This is a genomic window from Candidatus Galacturonatibacter soehngenii, from assembly GCF_008830185.1.
GTDB classification, from domain to species: Bacteria; Bacillota; Clostridia; order Lachnospirales; family Lachnospiraceae; genus Lachnotalea; species Lachnotalea soehngenii.
In genome coordinates this window covers 469,333-485,077 of sequence record NZ_WAGX01000005.1, presented here as the reverse complement: position 1 = coordinate 485,077, position 15,745 = coordinate 469,333, and the positions used below count along the sequence as shown (strand labels likewise).

The window sequence follows — 15,745 nt, the reverse complement described above, 5'->3', positions numbered from 1 at the left end:
GAAAAGAAAGATTAAACCTTTAAAGAAGAAGGAGGAATACGATGAGTGAATTTATCAACAACAGACAGATGAGGCAACAAGTCATCAAAGATATTATCAAACAACTCCATGAAGGAAAGACAACAGAAGAAGTAAAACAGCAATTTGCAGATGCCTTTGAAGGAGTGTCTGCAACGGAGATAACGGAAGCGGAAAGTGCATTGATTCAAGGAGGATTGCCAGTAGAGGAAGTGCAGCGTCTATGCGACGTTCACGCAGCTGTCTTTAAAGGTTCCATTGCAGAAATTCATCAGCCGACTGACCCAGCTAAGATTCCTGGACATCCAGTGCATACCCTAGAGCAAGAGAATCGCTATATTGAAAAAGTAATTGAAAATGAAATCAGACCGAACTTAGCAAAGAATAACAAGCAAGGATTATTAGAGGGTATCAATAAGCTTGAAAAAATTGCAATTCATTATGAAAGAAAAGAAAACTTGTTCTTTCCATATATGGAAAAGTATGGTATGACGGCGCCGCCTAAGGTTATGTGGGGCGTAGATGATGAAATCAGAGACCAGATAAAAGAAGTAAAGAATTTACTCTTACAAGAAAAGATGGATGAGAGTTTTGCATCAAAGGCAGAAGATATGTTAAACAAAGTGACAGAAATGATATTTAAGGAAGAAAAAATCATGGCTCCGATGTTGATTGAACAGCTCACACAAGATGAGTGGAAGTTAATTGCCTCTGAAAGTAGAGAACTTGGATATGTAATTGACCATGTTCCAACGTGGAATCCAGAAACAAAGGAAGAACAAGAGTCAAAAAAGGAAGCGACAAAGACTGAATATGAAGGTGGCGTGATAAAACTTCCATCAGGTGAATTCCAGCTAAATGAGTTGGTTAGTATGTTAAATACATTGCCTTTTGACATAACCTTTGTAGACAAAAACGATCAAGTAAAATATTTTACAGAAGGTAAAGAAAGAACCTTCCCAAGAACAAGGGCCATTATTGGAAGAAATGTATCCAATTGTCACCCACCAGCAAGTGTGCATATCGTAGAAAATATTGTGGAAGACTTTAAGAGCGGCAAAAAAGATCAAGAAGATTTTTGGATACGTATGAAAGATAAATTTATTTTAATCCGTTACTATGCAGTACGCGATGAAAAGGGAGAATATTTAGGTGTCCTTGAAGTGACACAAGATATAGCCTCCATACAGCAATTAACAGGCGAGAAACGGCTCGTATCAGAATAAATAAGCCAGAGAGCAGCATTTGCTCTCTGGCTTATTGCCATATTAAGTAGCCATAATCATAAAAATGTGTTATGATATGCTACAGAGTTAGAAATAACTAACATAAATTAGATGAAGATGATAAAATAAAAAAGCAAACAAACGATATGAGACAAGAGGAGGTCTGAAATGATATTAGGTAAATCGTTAGAAGATTATTTGGAAGCAATATTGGTTCTTCAATTGGATCAAAGCAGTGTACATTCCGTAGACGTTGCAGACTATATGAAGTTTTCAAAACCAAGTGTTAGCTATGCAGTTAAAATGCTTCGAACAAAAGGTTATGTTACGATGGAAAAAGATGGGGCATTAAAATTAACGGAAATAGGAATTGATTTAGCCAGACAAGTATATGAGCGACATCGTTTTTTTACTCAGTTGTTGATTGATTTAGGGGTATCAGCAGAAATCGCAGAACAGGATGCCTGCCAGATTGAACATGTCATAAGTAATGAAAGTTATGAAAAAATTAGAGAAAGAATGAAACCGAAAGAGTGAGCCATTAGAAAGCAAAAAAATAACGTTTTGTCTCATATAATGTACCTTTTTGATTCCGTAGAAAAAGGATTGGATTCTCTTATAGGACATGATAAGATAAGAAAAAGAAATTATGTAAGATAGGAGTGACGTCATGGGAATAAAATTAGATAAGAATGTGTTATCGGATTTACCTAATATTGGGAACGAAGTAGCAAGGCAGCTCAATAAAGTGGGTATCTATACGTATGAAGAACTCAAAAGAATCGGTGCCAAAAATGCTTGGCTAAAAATTCAGTCAGTGGATGAATCTGCATGTATTCATCGTTTACTTGCATTAGAAGGAGCAATTCAAGGAATGAAAAAGACGTTGCTTTCAAACGAAGTAAAGGATGACTTAAAAGCGTTTTACCGAGAACACAAAAAATGAAAGAAGGGGAAAATTATGGAGACAATAAAAAAACCACTTACTAGAGAAGAAATCAAAAGTGAAGATAAATGGGATGTAAAGAAAATCTATGAAGACGATGAAGCATGGGAAAAAGAATTTCAATTATTAAGGGAAAAGGCAGTTGATATCACAAAGTTCTATGGAAAATTAAGTGAAGCAAATATGCTTTATGATTATTTAAAGATGGAAGAGTATCTATCAAGGATTGCCAGTAAGTTGGCAGTATACGCGCATTTACGTTCGGACGAAGATACCACCAATCAGTTCTATCTTTCCATGAAGAACAAAATTAACACGTATTTGGCAGAACTAGAGGCAATGAGTTCCTATTTCATACCAGAAATATTATCTTATCCCCAAGAGACCATTGAAAAGCAAATTGAGAAACTACCTAAGCTTGCACCGTATCGTTTTTATTTAGAACAGATAATAAAAAGAAAAGATCATATATTAGATGAAAACAGTGAAAAGCTTTTAGCCTCGGTTTCAGATTGCTTGTCAGCCTCTTCTCAGGTTTTTGGCCTATTAACAAATGCTGATATGACTTTTCCAACGATTAAAAACGAAGAAGGCAATCGCGTTGAATTAGTGGAAAGTGAGTATCTAAACTATATTACGTCAAAAAACAGAGAAGTAAGAAAAGATGCATTTAGAGCTTTGTTTCAAACCTATGGCAAATATCGCAATACATTGGCCACACTTCTTACCTCCTCTGTTAAAAACTATGTATTTGAATCAAAGATACGAAATTATAATTCAGCATTAGAAAGCTCCCTAGAGCCTGATAATATACCTGTAGAAGTTTATAAAAAATCATTAGAAACGATACACCAGAATCTTTCCTCCTTACATCGCTATGTAAGAATCAAGAAAAAACAGTTAAATCTTTCAGAAATACACATGTATGATCTTTATGCTCCTATCATTGATGTTCCTAAAGTGCATATTGAGTTTGAACAAGGGATTTCACTTATGTATGAAGGACTAAAGCCACTTGGAGAAGAATACCAAGCGATTCTAAGAGAAGGAGTTCAAAGCGGCTGGATTGATAAATACCCAAACAAAGGAAAGCGTTCAGGTGCGTATTCCTCAGGTTGCTATGATACAATGCCTTATGTTTTGTTAAATTATACTTATGGTTTAGAAGATGTGTCAACACTGGTTCATGAAATGGGACACTCAGTACATTCTTACTATACGAGAAAAAATCAGCCATATATTTACGGAGATTATACTCTTTTTTGTGCTGAAGTAGCGTCGATAACAAATGAAGTACTGCTTATGCATTATTTGGTAGAAAAAGAAACTGATAGAGAGAAAAAACGATATCTGATTAATTTACAACTAGAAAAAATTAGAACAACGGTATTTCGTCAATTAATGTTTGCAGAGTTTGAATTGTATACACATGAACAAATAGAACAAGGCAATTCACTTACAGCAGATGATTTATGCAACTATTGGCATACATTAAATAAACAATATTTTGGACCAGAAATGGTAGTAGATGAAGAGATTGATATGGAATGGGCAAGAATACCTCATTTTTATAGAGACTTTTATGTATACCAATATGCGACTGGATATGCAGCAGCGAATTCCTTTGCAAAAATGATACTAGATCAAGAAGACAAAGCCATAGAAAAATACATTGGTTTCTTAAAAAGCGGAAGTAGTGATTATCCAATCAACATACTGAAAAAAGCAGGTGTGGATATGACAACAGGTAAGGCTTTAAACGATACAATACAAATTTTTAATGAGCTCTTAGATCTGTTAGAAACGATATAAGGAGGTGCATTTTATGAAGCAATGTATGGATGCGGAGAATCTGCACAGAAGATTAAATAAAATTATTGGTCAGGTACAAGCAATTGATAGAATGGTAGAAGAAGATGTCCCATGCGAAGACGTCTTATCCCAAATAAATGCAGCCAAGTCAGCGTTGCACCGCGTCGGTCAAGTGGTACTTGAAGGGCATATAAAGCACTGTGTGCGTGATGGAATTGAACACGGGGATCCAGATAAGACCATTGAGAGCTTTACCAAAGCAGTGGAACGTTTTGCAAATATGAAATAATTATGAAAAAAGGAAAGCACAAGGTGCTTTCTTTTTTTGTGATTGGAAACGATAACCTCTTGACATAGAAATCCTCAATGCGTATTATATACATATACCCCCATGGGTATAAAAAGGAGGATGAAATGAAACATATAGAGGCGCTATTAGAGTGGGGAGGTATCAAAAGAGACATTATTTGTTTGGTACTTTCTGCGTTTGCATTATTACTTAGCATTTTTGATTTGATTATTATGCCATTTGATATGGCGTGGTTTGCTATTTTACTATGTGGTGTACCAATTATACTTGAAGCAGTCATTGGACTAGTTACTGAATTTGATATTAAGGCAGATGTACTTGTGTCCATAGCACTTGTTGCGGCAGTAATAATCGGAGAACATTTTGCAGCAGGTGAGATTGCATTTATTATGCAGTTAGGTGCATTGTTAGAAGAAGTGACAGTTGCCAAAGCCAGAGCCGGTATAGAAAGACTAGTAAATTTAACACCCCAAACAGCACGTAAGCTTTTCGAAGAAGGCGAGAAGATAATTCCAGCCGACCAAGTTATGATTGGTGATTTGATTCGTGTACTTCCAGGAGAAACAATACCTGTGGATGGAATTATTCTAGAGGGACATACCTCTGTGAATCAAGCGGTTATGACAGGTGAGTCCTTGCCTGTTGATAAAAGTGTTGAGGATGAGGTATTTAGTGGAACTGTCAACCAATTTGGCTCCTTTGATATGAAAGCAACCAAGGTGGGAAATGACAGCTCCATCCAACGAATGATTCGCTTAGTTCAGTCCGCAGATGCATCAAAAGCTAAAATTGTGGGAATTGCAGATAAATGGGCAACATGGATTGTAATCATTGCCTTAAGTTTTGCAGCGCTTACTTGGTTTTTTTCGGGGGAAATCATTCGTGCAGTCACTATTTTGGTTGTCTTTTGTCCTTGCGCTTTAGTACTTGCTACATCAACTGCTATCATGGCAGCCATTGGAAACGCTACCAAGCACGGTTTTTTGGTTCGAGAAGGAGATGCTTTGGAGAGATTAGCATCGGTATCTAAGATAACATTTGATAAAACAGGTACTTTAACCTATGGAAAGCCAAAAGTAATCGCAGTATCAAGTGTTAAGGAAGATATCACAAAAGAAGAGTTATATGAATATGCAGTTTGTGTGGAAGCAAGATCTGAGCATCCACTTGGAAAAGCAATTGTGGAAAGTTATGAAAATGAAAAAGCAAAAGAACAAAAAGAAGTAAAAGGATTTAAGATGTTACCTGGAAGAGGTGTCACTGGAATTGTTGGTGATACGATTGTTTTAGCTGGCAATAAACAACTTTTATTGGAATATAGTATAGCTATTAGTGATAGAGTGTTAAAGGAGGTTGACCAATATCTAGAGAAAGGTTGTACGATTATTTATCTAAGCTTAAACCATGAGCTTGCAGGTTACTTAGTGTTATCAGATACTATTAGAGATGAAGCGATAAAAATGGTAGATGAAATCAAGTCAAGTGGAATGGTTCCTGTTTTGCTAACAGGAGACCATGAACGTAGTGCAAGCCATATTGCCACTTTGCTTGGGATTAAGGATATTCATTCCAATTGTCTTCCAGAGGATAAATTAAATTACATTGAAACGTATCAAAAAGAGGGAAAAAAGGTATGCATGATTGGAGACGGAATCAACGATGCTCCAGCCTTAAAAATGGCATATATAGGAATTGCCATGGGAGGAGTTGGAAGTGATATCGCGGTTGAAGCAGCAGACATTGCTTTGGTAAATGATGATTTAAAGGAATTGCCACACCTAATATTGTTATCCAAAAAGATGATGTTAAAGATAAAATACAATCTTGCATTTTCCATGATACTAAACTTTGTTGCAATTATTTTAGCAGTTTCAGGTATTTTAAATCCAGTTATGGGAGCATTGGTTCATAATGCTGGTTCAATTTTCGTAATTATAAATTCTTCCTTATTATTAAAATGGAGGAAGAGTAAATGATATAGTAATTTATAATTGTTTATTTTCATATATATAGTAAAAAAATTAAAGGTTTTGGCTATGACAATACATGTGGTTCAAGCAGGTGACACCATCGAATCCATTGCGAATAAATATAAAGTGCCAGTAAATCGGCTCATTCGAGAAAATGGTATCATAAATCCAAATAATCTAGTAATTGGTCAGACAATAGTGATTGCCTATCCTTCTGAAACATACGAGGTGAAGGAAGGAGATACATTAGAAAGCATTGCAAAAGAGAAACAGATTACAATGATGCAATTATATCGCAATAATCCTGTTCTTTTCGACCGTGATTATATCATTCCAGGCGAAACGCTAGTTATAAGCTATGATACACAAGCTACCATTACAACGAATGCTTATGCATACCCCTTTATTGATAGGAGAATTTTAAGAAATGCAATGCCATATTTAACCTACTTATCTATCTTAAACTATAAGACAATGAAAGGCGGGGAAATCGAATCCTTTTATGATGATTCCGAGCTGATTCAGCTTGCAAAGGAAGCAGGAGTCATTCCAGTGATGCTATTAACAAGTCTTACGATCTTAGGAGAAAAGAATCCAGAAATTGTGTATGATATTTTAATTAATACACAATTTCAAGATAGGCATGCGCAAAACATGGCAAACATTATGAAAGAAAAAGGATATTCTGGAATCAATATCACCATTACCTATTTAAATTCATCCAATCAAGATTTGTACATAAGTTACCTTCGTAGAATTACGTCATATTTGCGTAAAGAAGGATTTATTATATTTATTACAATTGACCCTAATGTAGTATCAATAGAAAATCAATCGATATTTGAAAATGTCGATTATACCGAATACAGTGAGTTGGTAGATGAAATCTATTTGATGAAATTTCTTTGGGGAACAAAGTATGAACCACCAGGTCCTGTTAGTTCAATTAAAACCATCACAGCGTATCTAGATTATATGCTAGAGTCAGTGACTCCAAGTGTAGTAAACATTGGTTTTCCTTTGCTTGGTTATGATTGGAGACTTCCCTATATTTTAGGATATACACAAGCCAATGCAGTCACTTTGGAATCTGCAATTGAGTTAGCGATTTTGACAGAATCTATTATTTCTTTTGATGACAAATCAAAGACGCCCCATTTCGAATATTCAATGGAAACAGATGCCAGAATTAACCGAAATATTGTCTGGTTTGTAGATGCAAGAGCACTTTATGAAATTGTAAAACTAGTCATCGAAAAAAAATTAAGCGGTACAGGTCTATGGTACATTATGAATTATTATCCGCAGTTATGGCTCATTATAGTATCTAATTGTAAGATAGAGCGACTGCTACCAGAACCATAACAAGGTGTGAGAATGTATATTCTCACATTTTATTTTTGCATAAGTTATCTATGTTTTGGACAAGATAGAATCAGATAAACAAAAAATACTATAATTTAACGCACAAATTGATATAATATATTGACTCTGTTACGCTAAAGCGTTATAATTTTCATTGGCAAAAAATATTGGCTGCACTGGATATTGTAGAGATATATTAGTGCTTTATTGTCTTACTTATAAGGAGGAAATACATATGTCATATGTTGACGAGACTATTGAACTAATTGTAAAACAAAATCCTGGTGAAGCAGAATTTCATCAGGCTGTAAAAGAAGTTTTGGAATCATTAAGAGTGGTGATTGAACAAAACGAGGAACAATACAGAAAAGAAGCACTTTTAGAAAGACTATGCAATCCAGAAAGACAGATTAAATTTAGAGTACCTTGGGTAGATGACAAAGGACAAGTTCATGTAAATACTGGTTATCGTGTTCAGTTTAATAGTGCAATTGGACCATACAAGGGAGGATTGCGTTTACATCCATCTGTTAATGTGGGAATCATAAAGTTTCTAGGTTTTGAGCAAATCTTTAAAAATTCTTTGACTGGACTTCCAATTGGCGGAGGAAAAGGTGGTTCTGATTTTGATCCAAAAGGAAAATCGGATAGAGAAGTAATGGCGTTTTGCCAAAGCTTTATAACAGAACTGTACAAATATATCGGAGCAGATACCGACGTCCCAGCAGGAGATATTGGTACTGGAGCAAGAGAAATCGGATATATGTTTGGACAATATAAAAGAATTAAAAGTGTTTACGAAGGAGTTTTAACGGGTAAAGGCTTATCATATGGAGGTTCTTTAGCGAGAACAGAAGCAACTGGATATGGATTACTCTATCTAACGGATGAGATGCTTCGATGCAATGGAATTGATATAAAAGGAAAAACAATCGCTATTTCAGGTTCTGGTAATGTTGCAATCTACGCAGCACAAAAGGCAAACAGTTTGGGTGCAAAGGTAGTAACCGTATCAGATTCAAACGGATGGGTTTATGATTCAGAAGGAATTGATATTGCACTTCTAAAGGAAATCAAAGAAGTAAGACGTGAAAGACTAACAGAATATGTAAAAACGAAAACAAATGCACAATACCATGAAGGAAAAGGTGTTTGGAGTGTAAAATGTGATATAGCACTTCCTTGTGCGACACAAAATGAATTAGATTTAGAAGATGCGAAGGCACTTGTTGCAAATGGATGCATTGCAGTTGCAGAAGGTGCTAATATGCCAACTACATTAGAAGCGACTGAATATTTACAAAAAAATGGTGTATTGTTTGCACCAGGTAAGGCAGCAAATGCAGGTGGTGTTGCAACATCAGCATTGGAAATGACACAAAATAGTGAAAGACTTAGCTGGACATTTGAAGAAGTGGATAATAAACTAAAACAAATTATGGTTAATATTTTTCACAATTTGGATCAAGCAGCAAAAGAATATGGTGTAGAAGGAAACTATGTAGTAGGAGCAAATATTGCAGGCTTTAAGAAAGTTGCTGAGGCTATGCTAGCTCAAGGTGTAATTTAATATTAAGTCAACTAGAAACCGAGAAGATAAAAACGTCTTTTCGGTTTTTATTCGTTTAAAAGTGAGTTAGTTTATAATTATTATAAATTTATAAAGTGGTCAAAAATAATTGAAATCTTATAAAAAAAACGTTACAATAAAGCGGAGAAATCAAATAAAATTTAGAGTTTAATTTGGCAAACTTATCGAAAGATAAGGACGCAAAGCTAGAAGCCTGTCGAAAAGTTTTTTCTATGGTAGTTCAGTTGCAACTAATACAGTTATGTATTTAGTTGCTTTTTTTTAGGAAAAATGAAGATACATAGAATTAGAATTATGGGAGATATCAAAAGATGAAACCAGTTATTAAAAAGCTATTAGTTTTCTTTACGATTCTTAGTTCAGTAATCTATATTTTATGGAGAACATTTCGCACCTTGCCCTTTCAATATGGGATTATCTCTACAATATGTGGAATTAGTCTGCTTATAGTGGAAATTATAGGTTTTTTTGAAATGGTAGTCCATTTTAGTCAGCTATCGAATATCTATATACCAAAAAGACCTGAAATAGAGCCTTCTAAATATCCGGATGTGGATGTTTTTATATCCACATACAACGAACCTCCAGAACTTCTTTACAAAACCATCAATGCTTGCTTGCACATGGATTATCCAGACAAATCAAAAGTACATATCTACTTATGTGATGACGGACATCGAGAGGAAATGGGCGTCTTAGCACGAAAAATGGGAGTGACTCATCTGGTAAGAGATACCCATCAGTTTGCAAAGGCTGGTAATTTAAATCATGCTTTAAGTGTAACAAGTTCTCCATATATAGTTACTTTTGATGCTGATATGATGCCACGACATAACTTTTTAACCAATTGTATGCCTTATCTTTTGGGAGAAGAAAAGGTTGGTTTTTTACAAACCCCTCAAACGTTTTATAATCCAGACTTATTTCAATACAATCTTTATTCCGAAGATCGTATTCCAAATGAACAAGATTATTTTTATCGAGATGTTCAAGTTATGCGTAATGCCAGCAATACAGTTATATATGGTGGGACGAATACAATTTTATCACGAGAGGCATTAGAAGCCGCAGGTGGATTTTATACAGGCGTTATCACAGAAGACTTTGCAACAGGTATGGTAATTCAAAGCAAAGGATACCAATGCTATGCCATTAATGAATCCTATGCTTGTGGAATGGCACCAGAAGATTTAAAGAGTCTGATTAAGCAAAGACAAAGATGGGCGAGAGGATGTATTCAAACAGGTAGAAAAGTAAATATTCTTTTCCAAAAAGGACTTAATCTCAATCAGAAGTTAAGCTACCTTACGTCCATTACCTATTGGTATGGGGCTCTCAAACGCTTTATTTATATTATGTCGCCAATTCTATATGCAGTATTTAACGTCATAGTGGTTAAGTGCACCTTATGGGAAATATTGTTATTTTGGCTACCGATGTATTTATTAAATAACACAACCCTTCGGCTCTTGTCAGGAAATATTCGTAATACAAGGCTGACCAATATTTATGAAACCATATTGTTTCCTAGTCTGCTACCTGCAGTTTTATTAGAAACCTTTGGTATATCACAAAGAAAATTTGTGGTTACCAAAAAAGACTCAAAGCAAAAGTTATCTGGTAGTGGAGTATGGTATCGCTTTAAGCAGTCAATTCTTTTGTTTGTATTACTTGGATTTAGTGTACTAGGGTTAACCAAGTGTGTGATTGAAACGTTTCGAATGGGAACACCTATGTATGTCGTTATTATGTTTTGGCTTTTGGTGAATTTATTTAATTTATTGATGGCTTTGTTTTTCATGTTTGGAAGACAGCCTCATAGACAGTTTGAACGCTTTGATGTAGAGGTGGATTGTCTGATTACATACGGTAATCGTATGATACGAACAAAGACCGTCAACATATCAGAAAAAGGAATCTCAGTCGCACTTAATTTTCCTGAATGGATTTCTCCAAAAGAAGAAGTGATAATTAAGTTAGCCACCAATCAATATGAGACAAGCTTTAAGGCCAGGGTAGCCAATGTAATGAGCCGTAAGGACAAATGGATGTATGGTTTTGAAATGCTTGATATTACAGAGAAGGATAATCAGGAAATGCTGCAAATCGTATATGATAGAGAACCTTCTCTTCCAAAAGAAATCGAAGCTGGCTTAAGTACGGTAGATGACATTATGATAAATATTTGGAGACGAACAGGTGGAAGAGATTATTTTAGTAGAAAGCTTCCAAGAGTGGAATTAATGAATTATGTAGAAACAATTGAGGGTAATCGTGTTTTACTAAGAGATTTTAATTATGAGTTTTTAACCATACAATTCCTTAGAGGAACTAAAATCCCAACTGAAATTACTTTAGTGGAACAAGGTATTAAGATTGATTGCATTCTAGAGGACAAAAATGCAAAGTTCGGTAGTTGTTATCGAATAAAAAATGAGAATGAACTAATTCATAATACAAAGTTTCGTGCTGTATTAAAATCTTGGATGTACGATTGTGAAATTGACGTGGATGAAAAGACAAAATACCATAAGAAATTAGATCATGTATTAAAAAAATATGAATACTTTGATGAACTAAATTACTTGTAGTACACAAGTTAGAGTGGAGATTTGATATACATATGAACAGAGAAAAAATTATAAAAAAAATGTCTTGGTTTATGCTTTTGCTGTTTTGTTTTCTGGCATTTCCACAAACGGTTTTTGCAATAAGCAGCAAAGAAGAAAAGAGTATAACACCCTCTAATCTTAAAGAGTGGGATGATGGGGCCAGTGTTACAAAAGAAACGAGTGGAAAAGGTGAGAATTATCAGGTAGAAGTTACAGCGGATACAACTGGATTAAAGGAAGATTATTATTCCATCTATATTTATGAGGATACAAAGCGTAATCTAGGGCCTTATGATGGAATTCGTTTTCAGTATTTAAATCAAAGTGACATTGATCTAAGGATGAATGTAACAATAAAAATTGATGCAAAGACAAGTGTAACCATGCTTGATAAATCCTATGCGATTTTAGAAGAGGAAGAAACAAAAAATACTCAGGTAGTAACTGCCAAGTATGGTACGTTGCTAATACCAGCTCGTTTTAGCGGAAGCATATATGTCCCATTCTCACAACTTTTTAATGAAAAGGGAGAGCGAGTTTTACTTAACAACATACAATCCTTTGGTATTACAACCGTTATGGAGAATGAGCAAACAGCCACTTATTCCATTGGAAACTTTGCCTTTTTATCTGGTAGCATAGATGCCATGAAAGAGAGTCATTATTTGATTACCTTGACGGGAGAAGAGGAGGTAGTACTTCCAAATACTGGTGCTGTAATTGAGAAATATAAGGCGAGTGTTGTTGATTTAGAAGGAAATGAAATGGATACAGACGTGACCTTTTTCCTAGAGGATTCCATAGAGGGAATTACGTTGTCAGAAAATGGTGCGCTAGAGATACAAAGCGATTGTGTGGCAACAAAGGTTACAATATATGCTAAATCAAAACAAAGCATCAATGCAGGAAATATGACACTATCGCTAAAACGAGTGAGTGCTAAGGTGGCAGCAGTAGGAGTACCAAAGGCACAAGAGGTTCCTTCAATTGCAACTTCTACCTATCAGCGTTTAAAAGACTCTGTTCTTTTGTTTCGATTGTTTGCATTAATGATTGTCTTTTTTATTGGAGCTGTAATTACAACCTGGTTTAACCAGGCAAAAGCGCATCATCAGATGATTCGAAAAAAACTATATCAAATATTTGAAGAACAGGAAGAGGAGGAGACGCCATGACATTTTCAAGTTTAGCATTTTTATTTTATTTTCTTCCCCTTGTATTAATGTTTTATTATCTGTTTTTCTTTTCAAGAACATTAAAGAATATCGTACTGTTGATATGCAGTCTTTTCTTTTACACGTTTGGAGAGCCTAAGTACATCCTTCTTTTACTTATTTCAATTGTAGTCAACTATTTAATCGGACTACTAATAGGAGAGGCAAAAGGGCGAAAAAAGGCTGCAACATTTTGGATGAGTGTTGCTGTTATATTTAATTTATCCACTTTAGTTGTATTTAAGTATTTAACCTTTATCAGTAAAAACGTATATTACGCAACAGGAGGGAAAACACAAGTAATTGAAATTGCGTTACCGATTGGTATTTCGTTTTTTACCTTTCAAGCAATTTCTTATGTGGTGGATGTTTACAAAAAAGATGCAAAGGCACAAAAGAATTTATTTCACTTAGCCCTATACTTATCTTTTTTTCCCAAATTAACACAAGGACCTGTTATGAAATATGAAGCCTTTGCACCTCAAATCACGCAGAGAAGAGAAACCTTTAAGAAATTTTCTTCAGGTGTTTGCTTTTTTATTACTGGACTTGGTAAAAAGGTATTACTTGCAAATAATATGGCAATTGTGGTAGACCGAATTTTTGAAATACATAAAATGGGAAACATACCAATTAGCCTTGCGTGGCTTGGAGCATTTGCTTATACCTTTCAGATTTATTTTGACTTTTCGGGATATTCGGATATGGCGGTTGGGCTTGGCCTGATGTTTGGATTTAAATTAGACCGTAATTTTAATTATCCGTATATTTCTAAGTCGATTAGTGAATTTTGGAGAAGATGGCATATATCACTTGGAACATGGTTTCGAGATTATCTGTATTTTCCATTAGGCGGTTCAAGGGTTATCAATAAGGATTTACTCATTCGTAATTTAGCAATTGTATGGATTGCAACTGGTGTTTGGCATGGAGCGAATTGGACCTTTTTAGTATGGGGAATCATTAATTTTGTATTTATTGCAATGGAAAAAGTGTTTCGATTTGAACAATTGAAAATACCAAGCTTTATAAGGCATTTGTATGCTATGCTTGTTGTGATTATCGGCTGGGTTATTTTTAGAGCAAATTCTTTGCAAGAGGCAGGAAGTTATCTTACTTGCATGTTTAATTTTATAAGCAATGAGTTCTTTAGTGACTATACCTATATGTTTCTAAAGGAATTTTGGATCTTTTTTATAGGCGCTATTTTATTTTCCCTACCAATCGCTTCGATTGCGAACCAATTTATGGCAAAGGGAATTTTAATCCGTAAAAACGTTGATTTGACACCACCTTTTAAAGAGCATTCCGTCTATGTGGAAGTACCTTTGGTACGTGTAATTAGTTTCTTATATCCGATTGGTATGGTATTGCTATTTATCATTTGCATTGCTTATATGGTTAAAGGAAGCTATAACCCATTTATTTATTTTCAATTCTAAAAGGAGGATACATCTTGAAACGTTTTTTTGCAAAAAAAGAGATTACAGCAATCTTATTTATCGGAATTTTATTTACCTTATCCTTTTTCAATTGGAGAAGTGCTTATGCAACTATGAAAGAACATACAGTAAGTTACTTGGCAAGTGCTGGAAATAAATGGGAGAATCTATCTTCTTTCATTATGGATGTGGATAATACGATTCATGAGCAAGTTTATCAAAAATATTACTACATTGAAGGGTATGGTTACATACAAGAACTATTAGGAAAGAAGGAAATCAATAATTTTGAAGTAGTAAAGGCAAAGGATGGAACACTTCATTATACGTATTTTACATCAGGGCCTAATCAGGTCACTTCACTTGTTGAGCGCATGGAACGATTAAAGAAGGCGGCTACCAAAGTTGGAAGTGAGGTAATCTATGTTATGACACCTGATAAATATGTGACGGGTGTGACGGAATTTGATAAAGGAATTCCATACAATTATGCGAATGAGACGGCAGATAATTTCTTACAGGAATTAGAAAAGAAAGAAATTGATACCATTGACTTTAGAAAATTGATGAAGGAAGAAAAGGAATTTGCGCCAGATAGCTTTTATGTGAGTGATCATCACTGGAAGGTGGAAACAGCCTTTTGGGCATTTACAAAATTCGTGGAGGTACTGGAAGATAACTATGGACTTGTTTTCCCAAATAAAGGAGAGTATACGAATCTAGAGAATTACAATCAGATTGTTTATGAAGATTCTTACATAGGATCGATGGGGCGTAAAGAAGGCAAATTATACTCCAAAGTAGAAGACTTCACCTTTATTTACCCAAAGTTTGAAACAAATTTTTATTACTATGCGCAAAATGGTTCACGTGATGTAAAAGCAGAGGGAAGGTTTGAACAATCCCTGGCCTTTACGTCTTTACTTTCAGGTAAAGGGAATATCTATGATGCTACCAATGATAAATATTTTACCTATATGAATGGAAATCCAGGTTTTGTTGAAGTGAATAACTTTAACGAGCCAGATGCTCCAAAGGTTTTATTCATCAAAGACTCCTTAATGGTTCCTGTTGCTTCTTTTTTTGCATTGGGCTGTTCTAAGGTATATATGATTGACCCAAGGTATTATTCAGGTAATATTGAAGAAGTAATTGATGAATACCAGTTTGATTATATTTTTGTCAGCTATACTCCACAGAATTTGACCGAAGAATTCTTTCCATTTTATAAAGAGTAAG

The 15,745-nt window shown here is 34.8% G+C and carries 12 protein-coding genes and 1 riboswitch; all 12 genes read left to right on the top strand.

Features of this window, described 5'->3' with window-relative positions; translation table 11 throughout:
• The first annotated feature begins 41 nt into the window (after nt 1-41).
• The 12 genes from F7O84_RS09755 (at nt 42) to F7O84_RS09700 (ending at nt 15,744) form a co-directional block, all read left to right on the top strand.
• Complete coding sequence (locus F7O84_RS09755; protein ID WP_151144405.1) at nt 42-1,244, top strand: DUF438 domain-containing protein; 1,203 nt, start codon at nt 42-44, stop codon at nt 1,242-1,244.
• A 168-nt stretch (nt 1,245-1,412) separates the two neighbouring features.
• A complete protein-coding gene (locus F7O84_RS09750) occupies nt 1,413-1,781 on the top strand; it encodes a metal-dependent transcriptional regulator (RefSeq protein ID WP_151144402.1) in 369 nt (122 codons plus the stop codon).
• A 133-nt stretch (nt 1,782-1,914) separates the two neighbouring features.
• Nucleotides 1,915-2,190, top strand: a complete 276-nt coding sequence (locus tag F7O84_RS09745) for a TfoX/Sxy family protein (protein ID WP_151144400.1) — start codon at nt 1,915-1,917, stop codon at nt 2,188-2,190.
• 15 nt (nt 2,191-2,205) lie between these two features.
• Nucleotides 2,206-4,002, top strand: a complete 1,797-nt coding sequence (gene pepF, locus F7O84_RS09740; protein WP_151144398.1) for an oligoendopeptidase F — start codon at nt 2,206-2,208, stop codon at nt 4,000-4,002.
• A gap of 13 nt (nt 4,003-4,015) precedes the next feature.
• Nucleotides 4,016-4,291: a metal-sensing transcriptional repressor gene (locus F7O84_RS09735; protein ID WP_151144396.1), complete on the top strand. Its 276-nt coding sequence runs from the start codon at nt 4,016-4,018 to the stop codon at nt 4,289-4,291.
• A 125-nt stretch (nt 4,292-4,416) separates the two neighbouring features.
• Nucleotides 4,417-6,288, top strand: coding sequence for a heavy metal translocating P-type ATPase (locus F7O84_RS09730; protein ID WP_151144394.1), 1,872 nt, complete (start codon nt 4,417-4,419; stop codon nt 6,286-6,288).
• A gap of 15 nt (nt 6,289-6,303) precedes the next feature.
• Nucleotides 6,304-7,647 (top strand): LysM peptidoglycan-binding domain-containing protein, encoded by a 1,344-nt coding sequence (locus tag F7O84_RS09725; protein ID WP_151144392.1) that lies wholly within the window; start codon nt 6,304-6,306, stop codon nt 7,645-7,647.
• Nucleotides 7,648-7,882: 235 nt separating this feature from the next.
• On the top strand, nt 7,883-9,217 hold the full coding sequence (gene gdhA, locus F7O84_RS09720; RefSeq protein ID WP_151144390.1) for an NADP-specific glutamate dehydrogenase: 1,335 nt from the start codon (nt 7,883-7,885) through the stop codon (nt 9,215-9,217).
• A 165-nt stretch (nt 9,218-9,382) separates the two neighbouring features.
• Nucleotides 9,383-9,470: riboswitch (cyclic di-GMP riboswitch) on the top strand.
• Between the two features lie 79 nt (nt 9,471-9,549).
• Nucleotides 9,550-11,829, top strand: a complete 2,280-nt coding sequence (locus tag F7O84_RS09715) for a glycosyltransferase family 2 protein (RefSeq protein ID WP_151144389.1) — start codon at nt 9,550-9,552, stop codon at nt 11,827-11,829.
• Nucleotides 11,830-11,861: 32 nt separating this feature from the next.
• Nucleotides 11,862-13,025, top strand: a complete 1,164-nt coding sequence (locus F7O84_RS09710; RefSeq protein ID WP_151144388.1) for a hypothetical protein — start codon at nt 11,862-11,864, stop codon at nt 13,023-13,025.
• Nucleotides 13,022-14,506 carry an MBOAT family O-acyltransferase gene (locus tag F7O84_RS09705; protein ID WP_151144387.1) on the top strand — a complete coding sequence of 495 codons (1,485 nt, stop codon included), beginning with the start codon at nt 13,022-13,024 and terminating at the stop codon, nt 14,504-14,506. Before F7O84_RS09710 ends, F7O84_RS09705 begins: the two co-directional genes overlap by 4 nt.
• Nucleotides 14,507-14,520: 14 nt before the next feature.
• Nucleotides 14,521-15,744 (top strand): alginate O-acetyltransferase AlgX-related protein, encoded by a 1,224-nt coding sequence (locus F7O84_RS09700; protein WP_151144386.1) that lies wholly within the window; start codon nt 14,521-14,523, stop codon nt 15,742-15,744.
• The last annotated feature ends 1 nt before the right edge of the window (nt 15,745 follow it).

What these genes read in the sequence shown, in the direction of transcription:
- F7O84_RS09755 (WP_151144405.1), top strand. Translation starts at nt 42, where the DNA reads ATGAGTGAATTTATCAACAACAGACAGATGAGGCAACAAGTCATCAAA.
- F7O84_RS09750 (WP_151144402.1), top strand. Translation starts at nt 1,413, where the DNA reads ATGATATTAGGTAAATCGTTAGAAGATTATTTGGAAGCAATATTGGTT.
- F7O84_RS09745 (WP_151144400.1), top strand. Translation starts at nt 1,915, where the DNA reads ATGGGAATAAAATTAGATAAGAATGTGTTATCGGATTTACCTAATATT.
- pepF (WP_151144398.1), top strand. Translation starts at nt 2,206, where the DNA reads ATGGAGACAATAAAAAAACCACTTACTAGAGAAGAAATCAAAAGTGAA.
- F7O84_RS09735 (WP_151144396.1), top strand. Translation starts at nt 4,016, where the DNA reads ATGAAGCAATGTATGGATGCGGAGAATCTGCACAGAAGATTAAATAAA.
- F7O84_RS09730 (WP_151144394.1), top strand. Translation starts at nt 4,417, where the DNA reads ATGAAACATATAGAGGCGCTATTAGAGTGGGGAGGTATCAAAAGAGAC.
- gdhA (WP_151144390.1), top strand. Translation starts at nt 7,883, where the DNA reads ATGTCATATGTTGACGAGACTATTGAACTAATTGTAAAACAAAATCCT.
- F7O84_RS09715 (WP_151144389.1), top strand. Translation starts at nt 9,550, where the DNA reads ATGAAACCAGTTATTAAAAAGCTATTAGTTTTCTTTACGATTCTTAGT.
- F7O84_RS09710 (WP_151144388.1), top strand. Translation starts at nt 11,862, where the DNA reads ATGAACAGAGAAAAAATTATAAAAAAAATGTCTTGGTTTATGCTTTTG.
- F7O84_RS09705 (WP_151144387.1), top strand. Translation starts at nt 13,022, where the DNA reads ATGACATTTTCAAGTTTAGCATTTTTATTTTATTTTCTTCCCCTTGTA.